18 protein-coding genes are annotated in these 26,952 nt (G+C 44.0%); 10 read left to right on the top strand and 8 right to left on the bottom strand.

Going from position 1 to position 26,952, the window contains the following annotated elements:
• Positions 1-30 precede the first annotated feature (30 nt).
• The 4 genes from FD725_RS19945 to hisD all read right to left on the bottom strand — a co-directional run bounded on the left by FD725_RS19945 (position 31) and on the right by hisD (position 4,336).
• Complete coding sequence (locus tag FD725_RS19945; protein ID WP_179049749.1) at positions 31-879, bottom strand: HIT family protein; 849 nt, start codon at positions 877-879, stop codon at positions 31-33.
• 129 nt (positions 880-1,008) lie between these two features.
• A complete protein-coding gene (locus FD725_RS19940; protein ID WP_179051612.1) occupies positions 1,009-1,992 on the bottom strand; it encodes a ferritin-like domain-containing protein in 984 nt (327 codons plus the stop codon).
• 121 nt (positions 1,993-2,113) lie between these two features.
• Positions 2,114-2,539 carry a universal stress protein gene (locus FD725_RS19935; protein WP_179049748.1) on the bottom strand — a complete coding sequence of 142 codons (426 nt, stop codon included), beginning with the start codon at positions 2,537-2,539 and terminating at the stop codon, positions 2,114-2,116.
• Positions 2,540-3,025: 486 nt separating this feature from the next.
• Positions 3,026-4,336, bottom strand: coding sequence for a histidinol dehydrogenase (gene hisD / locus FD725_RS19930; RefSeq protein WP_179049747.1), 1,311 nt, complete (start codon positions 4,334-4,336; stop codon positions 3,026-3,028).
• Between the two features lie 807 nt (positions 4,337-5,143).
• Between hisD and rpsT the strand changes: the two genes are divergently transcribed.
• On the top strand, positions 5,144-5,437 hold the full coding sequence (rpsT, locus tag FD725_RS19925; RefSeq protein ID WP_179049746.1) for a 30S ribosomal protein S20: 294 nt from the start codon (positions 5,144-5,146) through the stop codon (positions 5,435-5,437).
• A gap of 79 nt (positions 5,438-5,516) precedes the next feature.
• Entirely contained in the window at positions 5,517-6,302 is a 786-nt protein-coding gene (locus FD725_RS19920) for a TatD family hydrolase (protein ID WP_179051611.1), read from the top strand.
• Between the two features lie 98 nt (positions 6,303-6,400).
• Here FD725_RS19920 and FD725_RS19915 read toward each other — a convergent pair whose 3' ends face one another.
• Complete coding sequence (locus tag FD725_RS19915) at positions 6,401-6,685, bottom strand: hypothetical protein (RefSeq protein WP_179049745.1); 285 nt, start codon at positions 6,683-6,685, stop codon at positions 6,401-6,403.
• A gap of 458 nt (positions 6,686-7,143) precedes the next feature.
• On the opposite strand from FD725_RS19915, the gene rpoB reads away from it, so the two are divergent.
• From rpoB to opcA, 8 genes are all read left to right on the top strand, one after another.
• The gene (gene rpoB, locus FD725_RS19910) at positions 7,144-10,497 is read left to right on the top strand and encodes a DNA-directed RNA polymerase subunit beta (protein WP_179049744.1); all 3,354 of its coding nucleotides are present in this window, start codon (positions 7,144-7,146) and stop codon (positions 10,495-10,497) included.
• A 127-nt stretch (positions 10,498-10,624) separates the two neighbouring features.
• Positions 10,625-12,502, top strand: a complete 1,878-nt coding sequence (locus FD725_RS19905; protein WP_179049743.1) for a DNA-directed RNA polymerase subunit gamma — start codon at positions 10,625-10,627, stop codon at positions 12,500-12,502.
• A gap of 85 nt (positions 12,503-12,587) precedes the next feature.
• A complete protein-coding gene (locus FD725_RS19900; RefSeq protein WP_179049742.1) occupies positions 12,588-16,643 on the top strand; it encodes a DNA-directed RNA polymerase subunit beta'' in 4,056 nt (1,351 codons plus the stop codon).
• A 619-nt stretch (positions 16,644-17,262) separates the two neighbouring features.
• Entirely contained in the window at positions 17,263-17,547 is a 285-nt protein-coding gene (locus FD725_RS19895) for an RNA-binding protein (protein ID WP_179049741.1), read from the top strand.
• A gap of 406 nt (positions 17,548-17,953) precedes the next feature.
• The gene (fbp, locus tag FD725_RS19890; RefSeq protein WP_179049740.1) at positions 17,954-19,003 is read left to right on the top strand and encodes a class 1 fructose-bisphosphatase; all 1,050 of its coding nucleotides are present in this window, start codon (positions 17,954-17,956) and stop codon (positions 19,001-19,003) included.
• A 227-nt stretch (positions 19,004-19,230) separates the two neighbouring features.
• The gene (gene tal / locus FD725_RS19885) at positions 19,231-20,376 is read left to right on the top strand and encodes a transaldolase (RefSeq protein WP_179049739.1); all 1,146 of its coding nucleotides are present in this window, start codon (positions 19,231-19,233) and stop codon (positions 20,374-20,376) included.
• A gap of 202 nt (positions 20,377-20,578) precedes the next feature.
• Positions 20,579-22,108, top strand: a complete 1,530-nt coding sequence (gene zwf, locus FD725_RS19880; RefSeq protein WP_179049738.1) for a glucose-6-phosphate dehydrogenase — start codon at positions 20,579-20,581, stop codon at positions 22,106-22,108.
• Positions 22,109-22,222: 114 nt separating this feature from the next.
• Complete coding sequence (gene opcA / locus FD725_RS19875; protein ID WP_179049737.1) at positions 22,223-23,602, top strand: glucose-6-phosphate dehydrogenase assembly protein OpcA; 1,380 nt, start codon at positions 22,223-22,225, stop codon at positions 23,600-23,602.
• Positions 23,603-23,718: 116 nt separating this feature from the next.
• Here opcA and FD725_RS19870 read toward each other — a convergent pair whose 3' ends face one another.
• Genes FD725_RS19870 through FD725_RS19860 form a run of 3 tightly spaced genes read right to left on the bottom strand, consistent with a single transcriptional unit; the run spans position 23,719 to position 26,505 of the window.
• Positions 23,719-24,576, bottom strand: coding sequence for a metal ABC transporter permease (locus tag FD725_RS19870; protein WP_179049736.1), 858 nt, complete (start codon positions 24,574-24,576; stop codon positions 23,719-23,721).
• Between the two features lie 10 nt (positions 24,577-24,586).
• On the bottom strand, positions 24,587-25,423 hold the full coding sequence (locus FD725_RS19865; protein WP_179049735.1) for a metal ABC transporter ATP-binding protein: 837 nt from the start codon (positions 25,421-25,423) through the stop codon (positions 24,587-24,589).
• Positions 25,424-25,437: 14 nt separating this feature from the next.
• On the bottom strand, positions 25,438-26,505 hold the full coding sequence (locus FD725_RS19860; protein ID WP_218653126.1) for a metal ABC transporter substrate-binding protein: 1,068 nt from the start codon (positions 26,503-26,505) through the stop codon (positions 25,438-25,440).
• Between the last annotated feature and the right edge of the window lie 447 nt (positions 26,506-26,952).

Below are 26,952 nucleotides of genomic sequence, written 5' to 3'. Positions count from 1 at the left end.
ACCTATCACCTGTTACCTATTACCTATTACTTATTTAGGAATAACACTCCTCATACCACTTTTACTAGAGACAGTATCACCTTGGTAACGAGGGATAATGTGAATACTGGCGTGCATAATATTTTGCCCGGCGGCTCGATGAATATTCATCCCGACATTAAAGCCTTCAGGCGCAAATTCTGTTTTGAGAAGTTCTTGTACTTTATTCACCATCAACCAACAAGCAGATTGTTCTTTAAAAGGTAGTTCAAAATAATTACTAACATGACGTTTAGGAATCACTAAAACGTGCCCTTTACTGACAGGATAGCCATCAAAAATAGCATAAGCAGTTGCGGATTCAGTCAATAGTTTCAGACTTTTGCGAGGATTGCAAAATATACAATAATTAGATGAATTACGCTGATAATTATAATGAATATATTTATATATTTCCCGATTATCATCTAAATAAATAGATGGGAATGGTAGTTTGACAATACATTGATATGTCGGTTTTTTGTGAACATAATGTTCTCTAAAACCTTCTTTTTTAATATCTCTCCTGACAACATAATAAGCTTTGCCCCCTGGTTTTAATAAGTGTGATACTGCCATCAACACATTAGCTTGTTCTTCAGGAAACAAAACATTTAAAACATAAGAACAAATAATTGTATCAAATCGTTGATGAGGATATTGAGGAAAATAATAAGGGTCATAGCCTGTGATATCATAACCTCTTTGCTGCAAAAGCTTGACATCATTTCCAAAGCCACAACCAAAATCTAAGACTGTCCCTTGAAGTAGGTTTTGAGTTAATAAAAACTGTACCGGAAATGATAGGTAAGTTCTTTCTATTGCTGTCAGATGACTAAATTGATTTTTGTCCTGTTTCATGGAATGGAGATGTTTATTTTCTCCTGAATTTAGAGGCTAGGAAATGAAGAGGAGAGATTTTGATGTGTGGTTTTGGATTTTTTTAACCGCAGAGGAACACGGAGGTAAGCGCAGAGGGATGCAGAGTGTTTATTGTGTTAATTCGCTATGAATTAGTCTAGATTTCTCTGCTTCAGTAAATGGTTTACCAAACATACCTTGCAAATATTCTGGTGTTAGGCTATTGTGCCATTTCCATAAATGATTCATGACAGAGGTGAAGGTGAAAATGAGTGTTGCTTGATTATTTAAAGACCAAGCTTGCCATTGCAGTGTCTCCATCATCCGCCGGAGAGTGCGAATTAAACTGTTGCGTTGATAGTTTTGCGATCGCGTTTTGATCAGTGTCTTGCCTACTTTTATCGCAGAGGTATCGGGAAAAGCCCAGACACCAAAACCCCAGAATTTAGTCATGTGGTTGATTTCATCCTGAAGCAATTCCTCCAGCACATTTTGCAGTTCCCCAGTAGTGTGAGCCATGAGCCAGAGATACAGGCAAGCAGCACCATATTCAGTGGCTACACGGTGTAAACCATGACGATATAAATCATCACAAGCATCATCAGTGGGTAAATAACCTCTGATAGTACGCATTTTTGGGGTGACTTTCTCGCCAGTTAACTGGGTATAGATTTTCACTAATGCAGGCGTGTGTTGACGTTCTTCTTTCTCCCATAAGCCAATTTCTTGGAGGTTGTCATCTTTGTCAACAGTCCCACCGACAAAACGAGCCATTGGTAGATGCAATTTTTCTAAATACTGGCGGCTGGTTTGGGTATAACCCCGAATGGGTGCTTCTGTATCCAGTGCGCCTACGAGAATTGCTAGAAATACCTCTGGCTCAACAGCAATGATTTGATGACGATTAATTGCTTGCCAATCGATATGTTTCCAAGGGCGGGGTTGAGGATTTTGGAATTGTAATTGTAAATCTTGTAATCGCTCGTTTAGTATTTCTACTGTGAGATAACTATCTATCAGAGAACTAATGCGGCGCTGTGTCTGAAAATAGCCAGGATGAGGATAGTTGTCACCTGCTAAATCTTTGACAATTGGGCTGACGGCATTAAGCATATTTTTTGACATTAATCTCTGTCTGTGCGTCCAATAGCTTAAGCGATCGCACCCAAAATTGTCAGTGTACTAATTCATAATTCGTTATAAATCAATAAGCTTCAGTGAAAACGCTCTCATTTCACTTCGGCTTGACTACCAATACTGAACAGCCAGACTCCTCCACTACCTGATTACTGACTGAACCCAAAACTATTCGCTTCATCCCAGTTAAACCACGACTGCCAATAATAATCAAATCGGCTTTATGAATATTAGCCAGACGAATAATCTCCTCCGCCGGATCACCAGTCACTAATTCTAGTTCTGTGGTAACCGATAACTGCTCTTGGTAAGATTGCAGTTGTTTTTCCATTTGAAAATAAGAATAAGTTGTAGATTCTGGATGGGGACGATCAGCTGGTAGTTCCATTTCACTGTCATTTGTAGGAAAAACATGACACAGAATAGCTTTACTGTCCGCAGACAAAACCAAATCATCCAAAGTTTCCATGACTCGTGGTGCAATTTCCGAACCGTCTAAAGCTACCAAAATAGTTTTTACCATTGCTGTTTTCTCCTCAAGCTTAGACCCCTGATTAAATAATTTGTCGTTCGTCATACTCGCCTTCATGCAAGAAGCAAGCTACGTATTTTGTAATTAATGCTACAAGAAACTAAATTTATCGAAAAATCATGGGTTTTTATTGTTTTGAGTTTCTCTTACTTTAAGTGTCGGTGATGGTTACGAATTATTTAGTTATAAGTAGTTGGACACAATTAAATTCTTATGTAGAGATAGGGAACAGGTTACAGGTTACAGGTTACAGGAAATAACTTGTGTAATTAATTCTGTCTGATTACTTATCTTTAGACATAAATTACCTAGTTCCAAGCCTTCCTATAAGGTATTACGTAGCTTGCTTCCGCGTAGCGGTATTACGAATTACGTAGGCGCAAGCCTACTCTCCGAGAAAGCCTTACGGCTAACCCGTAGGGTATTACGAATTACGTAGCTTGCTTCTCGCCCTTGGCGAGTATTACGAATTCCGAATTACAAATTCCCCTCATCTTGCTGAACACGACGACGAACTGAATCAGCGTGAGAAGGTAAACCCTCGGCCGTGGCGAGTGTGTCAATTGCACCTGCAACTTTGTTGAGAGCTACTTGTGAGTATTGGATAATACTAGAATGCTTGAGGAAGGTTTCTACTCCCAAAGGTGAGGCATAACGAGCTGCACCAGACGTAGGCAGGTTATGATTGGGGCCAGCTAAATAGTATCCCACCGCTTCCGGTGTGGAATAACCCAAAAATATCGCTCCAGCATTGCGGATGTTGGGTAAAATTGCCCAAGGATCTTTAACTTCTAATTCTAGATGTTCTGGGGCAAACTCATTTGATAATTTTATAGCTGTTTCTAGAGATTCAACAACGACAATTAAGCCGTTATGGGCGATCGCTTTTTCTGTATCTATCCTTCTGGGATGATCTACCAACTGCCTTTCTACCGATAATTGCACATTTTTGGCTAAAGCCGGATCAGTAGTTAACAAAATTGCTGCCGCTAATGGATGATGTTCAGCTTGTGCTAGTAAATCAGTTGCCACATGAACGGGATTTGCCCCTTCATCAGCAATAATTAATACCTCACTAGGGCCAGCTAAAGCATCAATACCGACCGTACCATAGACTAATTTTTTTGCCAAAGTCACATAGATATTACCAGGCCCAGTAATTATATCTACTTTGGGAATCGTTTCTGTACCGTACGCTAAAGCAGCGATCGCTTGCGCTCCCCCCACTCGATAAATTTCCTGTACTCCAGCTTCTTGTGCTGCTACTAAAACTGCCGCATGAATTGTTTTCTCGTTTCTTGGTGGTGTCACCATGACTACACGGGGTACACCTGCCACCTTTGCCGGAATCGCGTTCATCAAGACTGTACTGGGATAGGCTGCACGACCACCAGGGATATACAAACCTGCACGATCTACAGGTGTGTAGCGTTTGCCCAACACAACATCATCATCACCAAATTGTACCCAACTTTTGGGGACTCGCTGACGATGAAACGCTTCAATTTGGCGGCAAGCTAGCTGAATCGCCCCCAGCAGTTCTTGTGATACCTGTTGGTAGGCTACGTCTAGTTCTGAGCCTGTGACACGCAGTTCTTCAGCTTTAAGCAGCTGATGATCAAATTCAGATGTATAATGCAATACAGCTTTGTCGCCTTGGCGTTTTACTGCTTGCAACACTTCTCGCACCGTTGCTTCTTTATGAAGCACCTGTTCGTCCTGAGTGCGATCGCAGATCCTTTGTAGTTCTGCTTTCACGTCTACCTGCTGAGTAATGATTCGCAGCATGGAGTAAGCACAATGCCAAAATTTTAGAATATACCTGCCTGAGAATTATTTCTGCTCTTTACCCAAAGGATGCCAAGCTAAATCTAATTCTCCTCTCTAGCTTAACCTGGATTTTTTTGATACTCTCAAGGCATCCAACACTTGAGTTGCTTGATTCCCTGACTCAAATGACTGGTAACGGCTCATCGGTCATAGGTAATGGTGAATAATTTTCTCTTAATTACCTATTACCAATTACCCTTTACCAGCGACTATAATAATTAGCAACTTGGGTAAGTAGTAAAATTTGAGTATGGCTTTCGCTTGTTTTTATACTTTCGTGCAGAAACACAACAAATTGAGTTTCTACATACTACTTAGCTTTTAAAACCCAGATATCCATTCTTTTCGTTTAGAGACTTGACTAAACGAGTGGTAGTTTTACTATTCGGTCAGGTCTTGCCAATTAGGAGCGTACTTTATTTTAAACTGTTTTCTCAGGTTTAACTAGTTATTGGTCATTGGTCATTAGTCATTAGTCATTAGTCAATGGTCAATAGTCATTGGTCATTGGTCAACAGTTAAAATTATTTTCCCCTTGTCCCCTTGTCCCCCACTCCCACACTCTTTACTCAGCACTCATCACTCCCTCACTCCCTCACTCCTTCCTGAATTACATAGTCCCCAATCCCCAATCCCCAATCCCATAGCATTGATGCTGAAATTTTTCTGGATAATTTTTTCCTAAACTTCAACATTGGCAAAATAAATGCTATATTAGTAAGCCTAGTAGTGTGTGTACACATAATTTTCTTTTTGGAATAGACTGTGGCCAATAATAAGTCAGCTCTTAAACGCGCCAAAATCGCAGAACGCAATCGGCTGCGTAACAAAACCTACAAATCAGCAGTTAAGACGCTGATTAAAAATTACCTGAAAGCTGTAGAAGTTCATGCAACTAATCCTACCGCAGAATCACAGGAGGAAGTGCAAACACGTCTAGCTGCGGCTTACAGCAAAATTGACAAAGCCGTCAAGCGTGGTGTACTCCATCCCAACAATGGGGCGAGAAAAAAATCCAGATTGTCCCACAAACTCAAGCCTCTGACCCAAACAGCTTAGTAGTCCAAAAGTCAAAAGTCAAAAGTCAAGAGTAACAACTATTGACTATTAACTTTTGACCACTGACTCTGATGGAAAAATGCAGCTGATTGACACCCACGTACACATCAACTTTGATACCTTTAGTCCAGATTTGGCAGCAGTGCGATCGCGTTGGCAACAAGCCGGGGTTGTACACCTCGTACATTCTTGTGTAGAGCCAGCAGAGTTTTCTAGTATCCAAGCCATCGCTCATCAGTTTCCGGAAGTGAGTTTTGCTGTAGGGTTGCATCCTTTAGATGCTGACAAGTGGCAGAGTGACACAGGAGAAAAAATCCAATCCCTAGCCAGTTCTGACTCGAAGGTAGTCGCAATTGGGGAAATGGGCTTAGATTTTTACAAAGCTGATAACTATGAGCAACAACGGCTAGTATTTGAAGCACAACTGGCGATCGCCTGTGAACTTAACCTACCTGTAATTATTCACTGTCGAGATGCCGCAGTGGCAGTCAGGGAAATTTTACAAAAATGGCAAGGGCATACAGGTGATAAAATCCGGGGGGTAATGCACTGCTGGGGAGGAACACCAGAAGAAACTCAATGGTTTATAGATTTGGGTTTTTATATCAGCTTTAGCGGTACAGTTACATTCAAAAACGCCAAAGCGATCCAAGCTTCTGCCATGATGGTGAAAAGCGATCGCCTGCTAATTGAAACAGACTGTCCTTTTTTAGCACCAGTTCCCAAACGGGGCGAAAAGCGGAATGAGCCTGCCTATGTCCGTTATGTAGCCGAGCAAATAGCCGCACTACGTCAAGAGACAATAGAGGCAATTTCGGCTCAAACTACCCAAAATGCCTGTGAATTATTCGGTTTGGTACTATAAAAGCTGACAAGCCAGACTCCACTTGCATTACAGTCACAAAATCATCGGCACATTCCCCACTAAAAATGAACAAAGTTTCTTTTACACCCAGTTGCCCACTAAAAAAATAAATTGCCGGGAGGACAAAATATGCTAAACTTAATCCCTCCAAAACATTTGCTGTGCGTCATAATGGTAAAGGAAGAAACTGAGAACCTCTGAGCTTGATTTTGTAAAGTTATCAACTTGACCATCTTCTCACCGCTACAAGTGGATGCTCTCAATGCTTGACTAAACCTAGCCACCACATTGAGAATAGCCTTGGCAATAAGTTTACTGACGGGGTATTCCGCAAAAATCATGAGCCGTTTCTGCTCTACAGCGATGGTTTCACTGCCTGCCACTGATTGAACCTATAGAAAATTGTTAAAAAAAATTGCCTTGTGATTAAAATCCCGCAAAATCAGGTCAATTTGCTTCCCAAACTCCAGCCTGTGACTTATTTCCTCAGTCTCAGGCTATTACCACGAGTATAAATAGTGGATTGCAGACACATCTGGAGCGCTTTTGGGAGGGGAAGTGAGGAAAGCAAATCAAATTCAGATCAATATCAAACAATTACTGTGGCAAAATCTGCTGCATAGCTTGACGAGGGCAAACTTGACTGGTGTCCAGGGGCTATTACCCCCCTTGCCAAAAGCCACCTCTCCGGCTTAAATTGCTGCGTTTGCCCTTAAGGGCAAGTAATCAGGTGAGAGATCAGGAGATGCTACCCAATAGCCAAGGATACTAACTAGCGATAGTAATAGTCCCACAGCAAAGTCCTTCATAAAGATTTAACCAGGTTGACAAAGGTAGAGGCATGACTAGCGAAAATTATATTGAACCCGCCTTTTTATTGCCCGATTTGATTGAAATCCAGCGTTCCAGCTTTCGCTGGTTTTTGGAAGAAGGGCTGATTGAAGAACTTAACTCCTTTAGTCCTATTACAGACTATACAGGCAAATTAGAACTGCATTTTTTAGGACATAATTACAAACTCAAGGAGCCAAAATACAGCGTCGAAGAAGCCAAGCGCCGGGACAGTACCTACGCCGTACAGATGTATGTCCCCACACGCTTGCTGAATAAAGAAACCGGCGACATTAAAGAACAAGAAGTATTTATTGGGGATCTGCCGTTGATGACCGATCGCGGTACGTTTATTATTAACGGAGCCGAGCGAGTCATCGTCAATCAAATTGTGCGATCGCCAGGAGTATACTACAAATCAGAAATAGACAAAAACGGTCGGCGGACATATTCAGCCAGTCTCATTCCCAACCGAGGCGCATGGCTAAAATTTGAAACAGACCGGAACGATTTAGTGTGGGTACGCATCGACAAAACCCGCAAACTCTCAGCCCAAGTACTATTAAAAGCATTAGGTTTATCAGATAACGAAATCTTTGATGCCCTACGCCACCCAGAGTACTTCCAAAAAACCATCGAAAAAGAAGGACAATTTTCCGAAGAAGAAGCCCTGATGGAGTTGTACCGTAAACTCCGTCCTGGTGAACCACCAACAGTATTAGGTGGACAACAACTGTTAGACTCTCGCTTCTTCGACCCCAAACGTTATGACTTGGGTCGCGTCGGCAGATACAAACTCAACAAAAAATTACGGCTATCAGTCCCCGATACCGTCCGCGTCCTCACCCCAGGCGACATCTTAGCAGCCGTCGATTACCTGATCAACCTGGAATACGATATCGGTAGTATCGATGACATCGACCACTTAGGCAACCGTCGGGTGAGAAGCGTCGGTGAATTGCTACAAAACCAAGTCCGAGTAGGCTTAAACCGCTTAGAAAGAATTATCCGGGAACGGATGACCGTATCCGATGCCGAAGTCCTCACCCCTGCCTCCTTGGTGAACCCCAAACCATTGGTGGCAGCCATCAAAGAATTCTTTGGTTCCAGCCAATTAAGTCAGTTCATGGATCAAACCAATCCTCTAGCAGAACTGACCCACAAACGCCGACTCTCCGCCCTCGGCCCTGGTGGTTTAACCAGAGAACGGGCAGGCTTTGCCGTGCGAGACATCCATCCTTCCCACTACGGACGCATCTGTCCCATCGAAACACCAGAAGGCCCCAACGCCGGCTTGATTGGTTCCTTGGCAACTCATGCGCGTGTCAACCAGTATGGCTTCCTCGAAACACCATTCCGACCAGTGGAAAATGGCTTGGTGAGATTTGACTTACCGCCAGTTTACATGACCGCCGACGAAGAAGACGACCTGCGGACAGCTACAGGTGATATCCCCTTAGATGAAAATGGATACATCAAAGGGCCACAAGTTCCCGTGCGTTATCGGCAAGACTGGGCAACAACCACACCAGAGCAAGTAGACTACGTAGCCGTATCCCCAGTCCAGATTGTCTCCGTTGCGACTAGCATGATTCCCTTCCTGGAACATGACGACGCTAACCGCGCCCTCATGGGTTCCAATATGCAACGGCAAGCAGTACCCTTGCTCAAACCAGAACGGCCGCTGGTAGGAACGGGACTAGAAGCTCAAGGTGCGAGAGACTCAGGGATGGTAATTGTCTCCCGGACTGATGGCGATGTCGTTTATGTCGATGCGACGGAAATTCGTGTCCGAGTTAGTGGTCAGTTTCCAGCCGTTACAGGCAAAACTACAGATCATGGACAATTAACAAGTCACAAAGGACAAGAAATTAGATACACCCTTTCTAAATATCAGCGTTCTAACCAAGATACCTGTTTAAACCAAAAACCCCTGGTGCGGATTGGGGAACGGGTAGTAGCTGGGCAAGTACTAGCAGATGGTTCCTCCACAGAAGGGGGAGAATTAGCACTAGGGCAAAATATCGTCGTCGCTTATATGCCTTGGGAAGGTTATAACTACGAAGACGCGATTTTGATTTCTGAGCGACTGGTACAGGATGATATTTATACCTCAATTCACATTGAGAAATACGAAATTGAAGCCCGTCAGACAAAGCTAGGCCCAGAAGAAATTACCAGAGAAATTCCCAACGTCGGGGAAGATGCTTTACGGCAATTAGATGAGCAAGGTATCATCCGGATCGGCGCTTGGGTAGAAGCTGGCGACATCTTGGTCGGTAAAGTTACACCCAAAGGTGAATCAGATCAACCCCCAGAAGAAAAATTGCTTAGAGCAATTTTCGGGGAAAAAGCGCGGGATGTGCGAGACAATTCTCTGCGTGTACCCAACGGGGAAAAAGGGCGCGTTGTAGACGTACGCTTATTTACTCGTGAACAAGGGGATGAATTGCCACCGGGAGCCAACATGGTAGTCCGGGTATATGTGGCTCAAAAGCGGAAAATCCAAGTTGGCGACAAAATGGCAGGACGACACGGAAATAAAGGGATTATTTCCCGGATATTGCCGATGGAAGATATGCCTTATTTGCCCGATGGCTCACCTGTAGATATCGTCCTCAATCCTTTGGGTGTACCCAGCCGGATGAACGTGGGACAAGTATTTGAATGTCTATTGGGTTGGGCTGGTCATAACTTGGGTGTCCGGTTTAAGATTACCCCCTTCGATGAAATGTATGGTGAGGAGTCATCCCGGAAAATTGTCCACGGCAAATTGCAAGAAGCACGGGACGAAACCGGGAAAGACTGGTTGTATAACCCAGATGATTCCGGGAAGATCATGGTCTTTGACGGCCGGACTGGTGAACCCTTTGATCGACCCGTCACCGTTGGTGTGGCTTATATGTTGAAGCTGGTACACCTAGTAGACGACAAGATTCACGCCCGTTCTACAGGCCCCTACTCTCTGGTTACTCAGCAGCCCTTGGGTGGCAAAGCTCAACAAGGTGGTCAGAGGTTTGGAGAAATGGAGGTGTGGGCGTTGGAAGCCTTCGGTTCAGCTTACACCTTGCAGGAATTGCTGACGGTGAAATCTGACGATATGCAAGGACGGAATGAAGCCTTAAATGCGATCGTTAAAGGTAAAGCCATTCCCAGACCAGGAACGCCAGAATCCTTTAAGGTGTTGATGCGAGAATTGCAATCCTTGGGATTAGACATTGCAGTTCATAAAGTCGAAACCCAAGCCGATGGTAGTTCCTTGGATGTGGAAGTCGATTTAATGGCAGACCAATCAGCTAGACGTACTCCCCCCCGTCCCACCTACGAATCTCTCTCCCGTGACTCTCTAGATGATGATGAGTAGAGAGTAATGAGTGCTGAGTGCTGAGTGCTGAGTATTTAAGAACTTAGTACTTCAGCATTCAGCACCTGGATATAACTCTACACAAACCTTTTAACTGAATAACCTACTTAGAACTCAGCACTTAAGTATGAGACCTGCCCAAACTAATCAGTTTGACTACGTAAAAATTGGCTTGGCATCACCAGAACGGATTCGCCAATGGGGTGAGCGTACATTACCCAATGGTCAGTTAGTCGGTGAAGTCACTAAACCAGAAACGATTAACTACCGTACTCTTAAGCCAGAAATGGATGGCTTATTTTGTGAGCGCATCTTTGGCCCTGCTAAAGATTGGGAATGCCATTGTGGTAAATATAAGAGAGTACGCCATAGAGGAATTGTCTGTGAGCGTTGCGGCGTGGAAGTCACCGAATCACGAGTGCGCCGTCATCGCATGGGGTATATTAAACTCGCAGCCCCAGTTGCCCACGTTTGGTATCTCAAAGGGATTCCTAGCTATATCTCCATTTTGCTAGATATGCCTTTGCGGGATGTGGAGCAAATTGTCTATTTCAACTCTTATGTTGTCCTCAGTCCTGGCAATGCAGAAACCTTAACCTACAAGCAACTACTGAGTGAAGACCAGTGGTTAGAAATTGAGGATCAAATTTATAGTGAAGATTCTCAACTGCAAGGTGTAGAAGTAGGTATTGGTGCTGAAGCACTGTTGCGCTTACTAGCTGATATTAATCTAGAGCAAGAAGCTGAAAGCCTGCGGGAAGAAATTGGTACTGCCAAAGGCCAAAAACGAGCCAAATTAATTAAACGCCTGCGGGTAATTGACAACTTTATCGCTACTGGTTCCAAGCCAGAGTGGATGGTGATGACAGTTATTCCCGTGATTCCACCAGATTTGCGCCCAATGGTGCAATTAGACGGGGGACGGTTTGCTACCAGCGATTTGAATGACTTATATCGGCGAGTAATTAACCGAAATAATCGTCTGGCTCGCTTGCAAGAGATTTTAGCACCGGAAATTATTGTGCGGAACGAAAAGCGGATGTTGCAAGAAGCAGTAGACGCTTTGATTGACAATGGTCGGCGGGGACGTACAGTGGTAGGGGCCAATAACCGACCCCTAAAATCTTTGTCTGACATTATTGAGGGTAAACAAGGACGTTTCCGGCAAAACTTGTTGGGTAAACGGGTTGACTACTCTGGACGTTCCGTAATTGTGGTGGGGCCGAAACTGAAGATTCACCAATGCGGTTTGCCTAGAGAAATGGCAATTGAGCTATTTCAGCCATTTGTAATTAATCGCCTGATTCGTAGCGGCATGGTGAATAACATCAAGGCGGCGAAAAAGTTGATTTCTCGCAATGACCCTAGTGTTTGGGATGTACTGGAAGAAGTAATTGAAGGACACCCAGTCATGCTCAACCGTGCGCCGACGTTACACCGTTTGGGGATTCAAGCTTTTGAACCAATTTTAGTGGAAGGTCGAGCTATTCAGTTACATCCTCTGGTATGTCCAGCGTTTAACGCCGACTTTGACGGTGACCAAATGGCGGTACACGTTCCCCTATCGTTAGAAAGTCAGGCGGAAGCGCGGTTGCTGATGTTGGCTTCTAATAATATTTTGTCGCCAGCTACAGGTAGACCAATTATTACACCTAGTCAAGATATGGTACTAGGAGCCTACTATCTGACGGCAGAAAATCCCCACGCCATCAAAGGTGCAGGTAATTATTTTGCTTCTTTGGATGATGTGATTATGGCATTCCAGCAAGAGCAAGTAGACTTACACGCCTATATCTTTGTCCGGTTTGACGGTGAACTAGAATCTGACCAACCAGATACAGAACCGCTAGAGGTCAAAGATAACGAAGATGGTAGCCGGACTTTACTTTATAAGTATCGTCGAGTTAGAGAAGATGCCCAGGGAAATCTCATTTCTCAGTATATACGCACAACACCGGGTCGCGTTATTTACAATAAAGCGATTCAAGAAGCACTAGCAAGTTAGGAAAGTCAAAAGTCAAAAGTCAAAAGTGTTTGACCAATGACTAATGACTATTGACTAATGACTATTGACTAAGGATTAATAACTAATGACTAACGAAAAAATGATTTTTCGCAATCGCGTTGTTGATAAAGGTCAACTGAGAAATTTAATTTCTTGGGCATTTACTCACTACGGGACGGCACGCACCGCAGTCATGGCGGATAAATTAAAAGACTTAGGATTTCGCTACGCTACCAAAGCTGGGGTGTCTATCAGTGTTGATGACTTAATGGTTCCACCCAGTAAGCGCAGCCTCTTAGAAGCAGCCGAAGAAGAAATTCGGGCGACAGAAGCGCGTTATCAACGGGGTGAAATTACGGAAGTAGAACGCTTCCAGAAGGTAATTGATACCTGGAACGGTACAAGTGAAGCCCTCAAAGATGAAGTTGTCGTTCACTTCAAAAAGACCAACCCCCTCAACTCTGTGTATATGATGGCGTTTTCTGGGGCTAGAGGTAATATCTCCCAGGTACGTCAGTTGGTAGGAATGCGGGGACTAATGGCAGATCCGCAAGGGGAAATTATTGACTTGCCGATTAAGACTAACTTCCGGGAAGGTCTGACGGTTACAGAGTATATTATCTCGTCTTACGGTGCGAGAAAAGGCTTGGTAGATACAGCGTTGCGTACCGCCGACTCTGGTTATCTGACCCGCCGTCTTGTGGATGTGTCCCAGGATGTGATTATTCGGGAAATTGATTGTGGGACAACTAGAGGGATTCCCTTACGGGCGATGACCGAAGGTAGTAAAACTCTCATTCCTTTAGGAAATCGCTTGCTAGGGCGGGTAATTGCCGAGGATGTCATACATCCAACCACAAAAGAAGTGATTGCTACACGCAACACCCCAATTTCTGATGACTTGGCGAAATATATTCAAAAAGCTGGTGTCACAGAAATTATATTGCGATCGCCTCTCACCTGTGAAGCTGCCCGTTCTGTGTGTCAGCACTGCTACGGCTGGAGTTTAGCCCACGCCAAGATGGTAGATTTGGGCGAAGCAGTGGGGATTATCGCGGCTCAAAGTATCGGTGAACCGGGAACCCAGTTGACCATGCGGACATTCCACACAGGTGGTGTATTCACCGGGGAAGTAGCACAACAAGTTCGTTCTAAAATCGATGGCACTGTCAAACTACCACGGAAATTGCGGACAAGACCTTACCGTACTCGTCACGGGGAAGATGCTTTGTATGTAGAAAGCAACGGCATCATCATTCTCGAACCGCGTAAGGAAGGATCAGAAACTCCTGTACCTCAAGAAGTTAACGTTACCCAAGGTTCTACATTATATGTAGTTGACGGACAGCAGGTAAAACAAGGTCAATTGCTAGCAGAAGTTGCCCTCGGTGGACGGACTACTCGGACTAACACAGAAAAAGCCGTCAAAGATGTGGCTTCTGACTTAGCTGGGGAAGTGAAGTTTGCCGAAGTTGTACCTGAGCAAAAAACCGACCGTCAAGGTAATACCACCACCACAGCCGCCAGAGGGGGGTTGATCTGGATTCTGTCTGGGGAAGTTTATAACTTGCCGCCTGGGGCAGAATTGACGGTGAAAAATGGCGATCGCATCGAGACTAACGGTGTCCTCGCAGAAACCAAGTTAACTACCTTACACGGTGGTGTGGTGCGCTTACCAGAAGCCACACCCGGTAAGAGTACTAGGGAAATTGAAATTATCACTGCTTCTGTGGTTTTAGACCAAGCAACTGTGACGGTTCAAAGTTCCCAAGGTCGCAATAACTACTTAATCACTACTGGGAATAACCAAGTCTTCAACCTCAGAGCCACACCAGGCACAAAAGTGCAAAATGGTCAAGTCGTTGCTGAGTTGATTGATGACCACTACCGCACCACCACAGGCGGTTTCCTGAAATTTGCCGGTGTCGAAGTCCAGAAGAAAGGCAAAGCCAAGCTGGGTTATGAAGTGGTACAGGGAGGAACACTGTTGTGGATTCCTGAAGAAACGCACGAAGTTAACAAAGACATCTCCTTACTGTTAGTTGAAGATGGTCAGTTTGTCGAAGCTGGCACAGAAGTCGTCAAAGACATTTTCTGTCAAAACAGTGGTGTGGTAGAAGTTACCCAGAAAAACGACATTTTGCGGGAAGTAGTGATTAAGCCTGGTGAATTGCTGATGGTGGATGATCCAGAAGCGGTGATTGGGCGAGATAATACTTTTGTGCAAGCAGGTGAGGAACTCTTAGGACAGACTGTTACAGAACTGCGTTACATCCAGTATGTAGAGTCACCAGAAGGCCCAGCCCTATTGAGTCGTCCAGTTGTGGAATTTGCTGTTCCCAGTAATCCTGATGTACCATCCACTACATCGGTAAGTCAACAAACCGGGCGCTCAATTCAATTACGAGCAGTCCAAAGACTGCCTTATAAAGATACCGAACGGGTGAAATCTGTAGAAGGTGTGGAACTGCTGCGGACTCAATTAGTATTAGAAATTGAGCAAGAAGGCGAACAAGAACACAATGCTTCCCCCCTAGCAGCAGATATTGAACTCGTCCCCGATACCGAAGATGAAGATATTCAGCGCTTGCAACTGGTGATTTTGGAATCCTTAGTACTGCGTCGGGATATTGCAGCTGATGCAACTCAAGGTAGTACCCAAACCAGTTTGGAAGTACAAGACGGGCAAACCATTGTCCCTGGTTCTGTGGTAGCTCGTACCCAAATCTTATCAAAAGAAGGTGGGATTGTGCGGGGTGTGCAGAAAGGCAGCGAAACAGTGCGGCGTTGTTTAGTCTTGCGTCAACATGACACCATCACCTTGAATGTCAGTACCCAGCCGAAAGTGAAAGCGGGTGATTTAGTTGTATCCGGGGCAGAAATTGCTCCTGGTGTGTTAGCTGAAGAATCTGGGCAAGTTGTCGCTGTGAAAAATGCACCAGAAACGGCAACAGCTCAAGACTCAGCCCTGAGTACCAAAAACTACGCAATTACCCTGCGTATTGGTCGTCCCTACCGAGTCAGCCCTGGTGCAGTGTTGCAGGTAGAAGACGGTGATTTAGTCCAACGGGGTGATAACTTGGTGCTGTTGGTGTTTGAACGGGCAAAAACTGGAGACATCATTCAAGGATTACCCCGAATTGAAGAACTACTGGAAGCTCGTAAACCCAAAGAAGCTTGTATCTTAGGTAAACGGGCGGGTGAATTAAAAGTAGTTTATGGTGATGGTGATGAAGCGATCGCTATCAAGGTCGTAGAATCAAATGGTGTAGTTACCGATTATCCTCTCGGGCCTGGACAAAATCTCGCTGTCCCCGATGGTTCTCAAGTCGCCGCCGGACAACCATTAAGTGATGGGCCTTCTAACCCCCACGAAATCCTGGAAATCTTCTTTAGTCTGGGTTCAGAAGATGGGGTTTACGCTTGCGCCAGCCATGCTTTGCAAAAAGTGCAAACCTTCTTGGTGAATGAAGTCCAGATGGTGTATCAATCCCAAGGTATTGATATCGCCGACAAACACATCGAAGTTATTGTCCGCCAGATGACTAACAAAGTCCGGATTGATGATGGTGGTGATACTACCATGCTTCCTGGTGAGTTGGTAGAATTGCGCCAAGTCGAGCAGGTGAATGAAGCCATGGCCATTACTGGCGGTGCAAGAGCGCAGTATACTCCAGTTTTGTTGGGGATTACTAAAGCATCTTTGAACACAGACAGCTTTATTTCTGCTGCATCCTTCCAAGAAACTACACGGGTTCTCACCGAAGCAGCCATTGAGGGCAAATCTGACTGGTTACGCGGTTTGAAAGAAAACGTGATTATCGGGCGATTAATTCCGGCGGGAACTGGTTACAATACCTACGACGAACCCGGTATGATCGAAGACTATGCAACCCTAGAAAGCACCAGCGTCTTAGACGAAACCGATGATCCTCTAGATATGGTACTAGATGACCGCACAGCTCGTGCCTACAATCTAGACAGTCCTGGTCTTGGGGAATCTGGATTTAATAGCCGTCGCTCAATTCTTGATGATGATGAGTTGATTGCTGACGAAATCCATGATCTTGTAGAAGATGACGTGGAAGATGATTACGAAGACGATGATGATGACGATGACGATGATGATTACGATGAGTAAAGTTTCACAATAAAAATGTCAATTAAAAAGGCAGAAGAAGAATTTCTTTTGCCTTTTTCGTAGTTATATGAAAAGTTGTGGAGTGTAGAGAAAACCTACTTTCTATCGCCTATTGGCTATTCCCTGTTTTCCCCAATCAGAGGATGTTTGAAAAGTATGGGGCGAATTATATTCGCCCAAGTAACATATTAGACTTTTCAAACAACCTCTCAGATACAAATCCTATAGAACTCATATTTTATTTTTGTTGGCGAAGCCTGCGCTTACGCATACAAAACTCAGTACACCTTTATTCTTGCTTCCCAGTTCCCAGTCCCCAGTCCCTTACCCCTACGAGTGATTCAGAAATCAAATCAGATGACTATATCAGCGTTACTGATTAACAGACTTTGTAATCTCTCTCACTTTGAAAATTATCACAATCAGTTATCATATGAGCGTATGCCTCAGTTCAGCTAGATGGAAGGTAAAAGTTGCAGTTAACGCCAGCAACGATGATTGCTGCTCTACAACATTTACTATCCTGTGACCAACTAAATACTAAGCAAAATTCGTTGTTTGCTTAGAAAAGTTTTCATGCTGAATTAGTTACTGTTTGTTCAGAATTACGTGATCCCACATGACTATCTACGTTGGAAATCTCTCCTACCGCGCCACCGAAGCAGACTTAAGAGCCGTATTTGCAGATTACGGTGAGGTGAAACGAGTGGTGTTACCTACCGACCGCGAAACAGGCAGGATGCGTGGTTTCGCTTTTGTCGAAATGAATGAAGACGCACAAGAAGACGCAGCTATTACAGAATTAGATGGCGCAGAATGGATGGGCCGTCAACTGAGGGTGAATAAAGCCAAACCGCGAGAAGATGACCGACGAGGTAGTTGGGCGAAAAAACAAGATTTTTAGGTTAGTAAACTATTCTAGCAAAATGTATTCTAATTATCAATTTCCTAAAGAATGACTTTTGCTAGATATAGACAAATAAAGCAGTAAAAACTGCACATTTAATCTCACTAAGACAGATAAGCGAAAGGAAAACACTCATCCTCACTTAATGAAACGCTTACCTGATATTCATTTTGTAATGATATATGTGTGTAGAGGTGTATATGTTCAAAATCCTTATACCCTTACACCCATATAGCCTTACTCTCTCATCACTAATTGCCAATTCCAGGTAAAGCGATCGCTTACTCTTCATTCCTTTAGTTTATCTAAAATCACATATATTTTCGGAAATTACCTTTCTAAGATAAAGGCAGCAACAGTTCATTCCACCCCACTCACAGCCAGCCATTAGGGAGTACATAAGATGACCAAAGCTTCAGAATCCTTGGAGTTGTCCAGCAACGACGCTACAGACAAAAGCCTAGATCGAGATTGTACAACCTTATCCCGTCACGTATTACAGCAACTGCAAAGTTTTTCCCCAGATGCACAAGATTTAAGTGCGTTGATGAATCGGATTGCTTTAGCTGGTAAACTAGTTGCCCGTCGCCTTAGCCGTGCTGGTTTGATGGAAGGTGTACTAGGATTTACAGGAGATGTGAATGTCCAAGGCGAATCCGTTAAAAAGATGGATGTTTACGCCAATGACGTATTTATCTCCGTGTTTAAGCAAAGCGGTTTAGTTTGTCGCCTAGCTTCCGAAGAAATGGACGAACCATACTATATCCCAGAAAATTGCCCCATAGGTCGTTATACCCTACTTTATGACCCCATAGATGGTTCATCCAACACCGACACAAATCTCAGCTTGGGTTCCATCTTTGCTATTCGTCAACAAGAAGGGGATGATAGCGACGGTCAAGCAAAAGACCTACTCACCAACGGACGCAAACAAATTGCGGCGGGATACATCCTGTACGGGCCCAGCACCATGCTGGTTTATACTATAGGTAGAGGGGTGCATTCATTTACCCTTGATCCTAGCTTAGGAGAATTTATCCTCACAGAAGAAAATATCCGCATTCCTAACCACGGCGCAGTTTACAGTGTCAATGAAGGTAACTTTTGGCAGTGGGAAGAATCTATTCGTGAATATATCCGTTATGTTCATCGCACCGAAGGCTACACAGCTCGTTACAGTGGGGCAATGGTCAGTGATATTCACAGAATTTTAGTTCAAGGTGGTGTATTTCTTTACCCAGGAACAATTCAAAAACCAGAAGGAAAACTGCGCTTGTTATATGAGTCTGCGCCCTTAGCCTTTGTGATTGAGCAAGCTGGCGGTCGTGCAACTACAGGGTTAGTAGATGTTTTAGAAGTTGTCCCGAAAAAACTGCATCAACGTACACCTTTGATTATTGGTAGCAAAGAAGATGTAGCAAAAGTAGAATCTTTTATTCAGAATGGTCATTAGTCATTGGTCAATAGTCATTGGTCAATAGTCATTAGCAATTCTTACTACCTCCCTCACTCCCTCACTCCCTCACTCTTTACTCAGCACTCTCCACTCCCCAGATTATCTCAGCTGGCCGATGCGCTAAGTGTTAGGCAAAGCAAAAATGCAAAAGTCACATGATGCTTTTGATGGGTTTTGTCAAATCACTCAGACACATCATTTACAGAGGGAACCGAATTATCGCCATGACTACCAATCATCTACTAGAAATTAAACAATACGGTCAAAGTATCTGGATGGATAATTTGAGCCGTGACATCATTCAATCAGGGGAACTGCAAAATCTAGTTAAAAATCAAGGGGTTTGTGGCATTACCTCCAACCCAGCTATTTTTGAAAAAGCAATTTCTGATAATGCGATTTACGATGCTGAGATAGAAGCGGGAATTCGGGAGGCATTACCAACGTACAAGATTTATGAATCCCTCGTTTTTGCTGATATTCGTCATGCTTGTGATATCTTGCGTCCTGTATATGAAGCCACGAATAGACTTGATGGTTATGTGAGTATTGAAGTCCCACCAACCATTGCCCATGATACCCAAGCCACAATTAACGAAGCCCGTCGTTATTATCAAGAAATTGGGCGGGAAAATGTGATGATTAAAATTCCTGGTACAGAAGCCGGGTTACCAGCAGTAGAACAGGTAATATCTGAAGGGATTAATGTCAACATTACCTTGTTGTTTTCTGTGAAAAGCTATATCAGCACAGCTTGGGCTTATATTCGTGGCTTAGAAAACCGACTAGCCAAAGGTCAAGATATTAGCCAGATTGCTTCTGTCGCTAGCTTCTTTCTCAGTCGAATTGATAGCAATATTGATGCCAAAATTGACGCTAAATTACAGCGTGGCGTTGATGATATTAGCGTAGAAGCAAAACTCAGGGCTGTCAAAGGTAAAGTAGCGATCGCTAATGCCAAGATAGCCTATCAAGAGTACAAAAAAATTCTGGCTGATAGTCGCTGGCAAGCCCTAGCCAATCAAGGGGCAAAAGTTCAAAGATTACTGTGGGCTAGCACTAGCACCAAAGACCCCAGCTACAGCGATGTCATGTATGTCGATGAGTTGATTGGTCAAGACACTGTAAACACTTTACCACCAGCGACAATTACCGCTTGTGCTGACCATTGTGATGTTGCTAACCGTATAGAAACAGGAGTCACAGAAGCTTACCAACTGATAGAAAGCCTCAAAGACCCAGACATCAACATTGATATTCATGCAGTCATGGACGAATTGTTAATCGAAGGTATTAACAAATTTGTCCAACCCTTCCAGTCCCTCATGAACTCTTTAGAGGGCAAAGTCAAGCTATTGTCACCAGTATAGAGACTGGGGACTAGGAACTGGGGACTAGTGACTGGGAAAAGGTACAGGCGTAGGGTGCAAGGAAGAGTAAATTTACCTCATCCCCAACCCCCATTACCCCTTATCCCCAGAGGGGGCCCCGAGTTCCCCAATACCCAATCCCCAATACCCAATCCCCAATCCCCCCCAATCTTCAACCTCCCACCTAAAATCCCCAACTCTTATGGTTAGTCTTCTAGAAAATCCTTTGCGCGTTGGCTTGCAACAGCAAGGAATGCCCGAACCCCAAATTATCGTTATCTTTGGCGCTTCTGGTGATCTTACCTGGCGCAAACTCGTTCCCGCACTTTACAAACTGCGGAAAGAAAGACGTATTCCCCCAGAAACCACCATTGTCGGTGTAGCCCGTCGGGAATGGAGTCACGAATACTTCCGTGAACAAATGCGTAAAGGGATGGAAGAAGCCCACGGTGGCGTTGACCCAGAAGAACTCTGGCAAGATTTTTCTCAAGGTCTATTCTACTGTCCTGGAGACATAGATAACCCCGAAAGCTATCAAAAACTCAAAGACCTCCTGGTTGAATTAGACGAAAAACGGGGAACCAGAGGTAACAGAATGTTCTACCTCTCCGTCGCGCCTAACTTCTTCCCTGAAGCCATCAAGCAATTAGGAGGCGCAGGAATGCTAGACGACTCCTACAAACATCGTCTAGTCATTGAAAAACCTTTTGGTCGAGATTTAGCCTCAGCCCAAAGCCTCAATCAAGTCGTCCAGAAATATTGTAAAGAAAACCAAGTCTACCGAATTGACCACTACTTAGGTAAAGAGACAGTTCAAAACTTATTGGTATTCCGCTTTGCCAATGCGATTTTTGAACCGTTGTGGAATCGTCATTTTGTTGACCACGTGCAAATTACCGTGGCAGAAACCGTAGGTGTAGAAGACCGGGCGGGTTACTACGAAAAAGCCGGCGCACTGCGGGATATGTTGCAAAACCATCTGATGCAGCTTTACTGTCTTACGGCAATGGAAGCACCCAACTCAATGGATGCTGACAGTATCCGCACAGAAAAAGTCAAGGCATTACAAGCTACACGCCTAGCAGACATCCATAACTTGTCACGTTCCGCCGTCCGTGGTCAATACAGCAATGGCTGGATGAAAGGTCAACCCGTACCTGGGTATAGAGAAGAACCAGGAGTAGACCCAAACTCGACTACACCCACTTACGTCGCCATGAAATTCTTAGTAGATAACTGGCGCTGGCAAGGTGTTCCCTTCTACTTACGCACTGGCAAGCGGATGCCGAAAAAAGTGAGTGAAATTTCTATTCACTTCCGCGATGTACCTTCACGGATGTTTCAATCCGCCGCCCAACAAAGAAATGCCAATATTTTAGCAATGCGGATTCAGCCTAACGAAGGCATTTCACTACGTTTTGATGTGAAAATGCCAGGAGCAGAATTCCGGACTCGTTCTGTGGATATGGATTTTAGCTATGGTTCCTTTGGGATTGCGGCAACTTCCGATGCTTACGATCGCCTATTCCTTGATTGTATGATGGGCGACCAAACATTATTCACCCGTGCAGACGAAGTAGAGGCAGCTTGGCAGGTAGTCACCCCCGCCCTTTCAGTTTGGGATGCACCTTCTGACCCCCTGATTGTTCCTCAATACGAAGCAGGCACTTGGGAACCAGCAGAAGCAGAATTTTTAATTAACCAAGACGGTCGTCGCTGGCGCAGGCTCTAAAAATTTAGTCATTAGTCAGTAGTCATTAGTCATTAGTTGGTGACATCAAAAACCACAACTGACAACTGACAACTGACAACTGACAACTCACATTCACAACTCACAAAATTGGCTATGACTACCCAAGCTCCTACCATTTTTTCACTGCAAGCCCCAAAAGATATTTCGCTCAATGAAATTGAAGCGGAATTAAATCAGATTTGGCAAAGCTACGGCATCACAGGCGAAGATGGCGCTTTACCTGCGGCAACTCGTGCTACCACATTCACATTAGTCGTTTACGAACCAGAAGAAACTCAGTATCTGCTGGCTTCTTTAGGATTCTACAACGGCCCGATTGATGGGATCTTAGGCCCTCAGACAGAAACTGCCCTGCGACAAGTACAAATTAAATACGCATTGCCAGAAACCGGCACAGCTACACCCGAAACCATTGCTAAACTACGGGAAGAATTTACTAAACGTCAGGGTAATGGAGCCACAGGTGAAATTGCTAACGGTAATACTTCCTACAATACCAGTGTAGTCAGTCCAAGAATTGCTGATGAAATTGCTCTGCGTAACCCTTGCCGCATTATTGCTCTGTGTCCAATTGTGGGTGAAGATGCAGGGGTAAAAGCGCAAGTTTCCGCCTATTGCCCAATTCAAAAACAATCTTCCAGTACCCTCATCTGTTGTGAATACATCACCCTCAGTGGTACACCTGCGGCCTTAGAACGTGTAGGTGGGATGATTCCGGCATTGTTGATTGGTGGTTTGCCCAAGTTCTTGTGGTGGAAAGCTACACCAGACCCCAACAATTCTCTATTTAAGCGCTTGGCAGCAGTCTGCAATAACGTCATTGTGGATTCTTGCAACTTTAATGAACCCGAAACCGATTTACTCAGCTTGCAATCCTTGGTAGAAACCGGTGTACCCCTAGCTGATTTAAACTGGCGACGCTTGGCTGCATGGCAAGAATTGACAGCCGAAGCTTACGATTCTCCCAACCGCCGCGCCGCACTAGGAGAAATTGACCGAGTGACAATTGACTACGAAAAAGGCAATCCCGCACAAGCAATATTATTTTTGGGTTGGCTAGCAAGTCGCTTAGAATGGCTACCTGTGGCCTATAAAAAGGAAAGTGGAGACTATGATATCACCCGCATTCACTTTCTCAACCAAGACCAAAGACAAATAGAAGCTGAATTGGCAGGGGTTCCCGTAGCTGATGTCGGTGATATTATGGGGGATTTAATTGCTCTGCGTCTAAGTTCTACCAATCCCCAAGCCAACTGTGGTACAGTGATTTGCTCAGAAACTGGCGGTTGTATGCGCATGGAAACTCATGGTGGCGCTCAAGCTGCTGGTCTGTTTCAACAGGTGAGTTCTCTATCTGAACAAAAAGCAGAAGCACTGCTGAGTCAGCAGGTACAACGCTGGGGTCGAGAGTCACTGTTTGAAGAAAGTCTGGCAGTAATTGGGCAAGTATTGAAGTTAGAAGTCAATGGTTAATTCAGTCAATATGCAAAAAAATCTCTAATAGTCAAAAAACTCATCCAGCCTTCAGATTGCTAGCGATTTTTCCTAAGAATCTGGAGGTATTTTTTGGTCGTTTTATCTGTAAGTTCCTAATCTTGATAATGTGGTGAAACCAGGGATGGGATGTAGCGTTTGCGGCGACTTTGAATATTTTTTCCCAATAAAACGCCACCGAAAATTAAAGTTGAAAGTAAGACAACACTAGCACCAGAGGCGATGTCTAGATAATAACTGAGATAGATGCCCACAAATGCGATCGCTGCCCCTAATATCCCAGAAATAATCATCACATAACCAAAGCGATCGCTTAACAATCGAGCGATCGAAGCAGGAATAACTACCGCAGAAATGATCAATGTTACTCCTAAAATATTGAGGGTAACAACTAACATTGTCGCCAACATTAAAGCAAACAGTGTATCCATCGCCAGTACAGGTACACCCTGAACCTGTGCTACTTCTCGGTCAAAACACCAAAATAGCAATGGTCGATAAAACAAAAATACCAAACCTAAAATTATTACCGTGACTCCCGTAACAGCCCATAAATCCGTAGGCGCAACACCCAATACATTACCAAACAAAGCCGCTTCAAAGTTTTGGCTAAACTTACGGTAAGTGCTGATGATTGCTACTCCCAAAGCAAAGCTAGCTGTTGTGACAATGCCAATTGCTGCATCTGAGTAGACTTTCCGTCCAGTTAAATATTGAATCAGCAAAGCAGCCGCAAATCCCCAAATCCCTGAACCAAGATAAAAATTTAGACCTAAAACATAGCTTAAAACTGCTCCCCCTAAGATGGCATGAGAAAGCCCATGAGCAATGTAACTCATCCGGCGAGTGATAATAAATACACCCATAACACCGCATAAAAGTCCCGCCATCATGCCGACAAAAATGGCCCGGCTAAAAAATTCGTAGGCAAAGGGTTTAAGTAGAAAATCCATTTGTTCTATTCTAGCTGTGGTTATTTGAGGTCGTTTGTCTCAAAATTGGCGGCAAATTATCTTCCATTTGATGCTGCAAAGAAGTATCACCACTGGCAATGAGAATCCGGCCATTTTGATGAAAGACAACCATTTCTGAGCCAAAAGTCTTTTTCAAGATCGGGGGGGTAAATATATCAATTGGTTGACCTTGGGCAATAATGCCGTGATTAAAACACACCACCCAAGGTAAATGAGTCGCTACAGAGTTGAGATCATGAGTAGAAAGCAGAATTGTCAACCCCTGCTGATTGAGTTCAGCCAACAGGTGTAATAATTCGTGCTGCACTCGTAAATCTGAACTACTAGTAGGCTCATCTAAAAGCACAATTTCCGGCTCTCCTACCAGCGCCCTAGCAATAAATACCCTCTGCTGTTGTCCACCTGATAGTTCACCGATGGGACGATGGGCAATGTGGTCAACTCCCACTCGCTCTAAAAGTGCTTTAGCAGCAAGGCGGTCTTTCCGGGAAGACCAAGGTAATAAATGCTGTTTGCGATAACGCCCCATCATGACTACTTCCAATGCAGTCACAGGAAAATTCCAATCTACTGTTTCCACCTGTGGTACGTAGCCCACTTTGGGAGGCGCTATTCCCGGCTGTAAACGCCTACCATGAAACCAAATTTCCCCAGCCCAAGGATGAACTAACCCTAAAATGGCTCTGATGAGGGTGGTTTTTCCACTCCCCGAAGGCCCCACCAAGCCAGAGAGTTGACCAGGATAAAGAGTCAAATCTATGCCTGTAAAGACTGGTTGAGTTTGAAACCCACAGGTGAGATTTTTAATTTCTAGTATTGGTTCCACTAGTTTTGTTAATACTATTGATTGGCGTTGGTAGCCGTTGCAGTTGGGCCAACCACATTAGCGGTGTTAAGTTTGTCAACCAACTTGGGATTGCCGCCTAGATTTTCTGCAATGATTCGCAGATTATTGGCCATCATGCCAATATAAGTGTGCTGGGGATTTTTATTTTCTAAGGCGTTGGCTGAACCTGTTCCTGGTAGTTCGTCATCAGCTGTGTTAGCTGTCTTGACCTTAGCTTCGCGGGCAATTTGCTCTTCTACTTTACTAGGGTAGACCTCAGAGCCAAATATGGCGGGTACTTGAAGTTTCCGAATCTGATCAATCAGCTTGGCAACATCTTGAGCGGAAGGTTCTTTAAAATCAGAGGGTTGAATTGCCCCAATGACTTGAAAACCGTATTCTCTTGCCCAATATGCCCAAGAATCGTGATAGGTCAAGAGTTTGCGGTTTTGGGGAGGAATACTTGCTACTACCTCTCGCGTCACTTGATCTAAAGCATCCAGGCGTTGCAAGTAGTTATTTAAGTTTTTGGTGTAGTAGTCTTTACCTTCGGGGTCTAACTGCGTTAACTGTTTAGCTGCTAGTTTAGCGTAGGCTTCAGCATACTTCGGGTTTACCCACAAATGCGGGTTGGGATCGCCTTTTTCTTTGGGAAAGCTAAAGTCAAAAATCCACTGGCTTTGGGTGATGGTGTTATTACCCAACTGATAAATATTTGTTTCTTTGGGTTTTGATGATTTTGCTAGCTTTTCTGTTGGGCTTTCCAAATAAAGACCATTGACGAGAATTAAGTTAGCTTTTGATAACAAATCGGCATCGCTGGGACGTGGCTCAAAGGTGTGAGAGTCAGCACCTTCGGGAATAATGCCTTTGACATCAAGGCGATCGCCTGCAATATTACTAACAATATTTGTCAGTGGAGCTACTGTTGTCACTACTAATGATTTAGTTTTGGTTTGATTCAGTACAGGTTCTGCTGTGCTGGTATTTTCTGAAGGACTGGGAGATACGGCAGTATTTTGTGAACCATTACAAGCTGTTAGCATCAGACTAAACGCTAACAACAAAGCAGAAGTTTTCATTATTGATATCTAGATAATTTTTGTTGTTATTTAATTTACTAGTACATCTTTTTTCCATTGTTCAATGTAATGCCCTAGTAGGGCATTTTTAGGTAATTTTTAGTTTTTTTTAAGATAAATCTGCTTTTAGTATGAACTTTTTTTTAAAGATGTTCACTGATTTGTATCTAAAGATAGATATTTGATAATTTGTTTTTCATCTGCAAAAATAGCTATGAGAAATTACATACACCATGAATATAGGAATCCGACTTGATTATTGAAATTTCTTGCATAGGTAGGGAACAGGTAATAGGTAACAGGTGACAGGGGACAGGTAACAGGTAACAGGTAACAGAAAAATAAGTAATAGAGGTGTACTGAGTTTTTTGTGTAAGCACAGGCTACGCCAACAGAAATCAAATATGATTCCTATACAAGAAAAGAGAATGGTAAGGATACATCCGT

This window comes from Nostoc sp. TCL26-01, assembly GCF_013393945.1.
Taxonomy (GTDB): domain Bacteria; phylum Cyanobacteriota; class Cyanobacteriia; order Cyanobacteriales; family Nostocaceae; genus Trichormus.
This window is presented reverse-complemented; position numbering and strand designations above follow the sequence as displayed.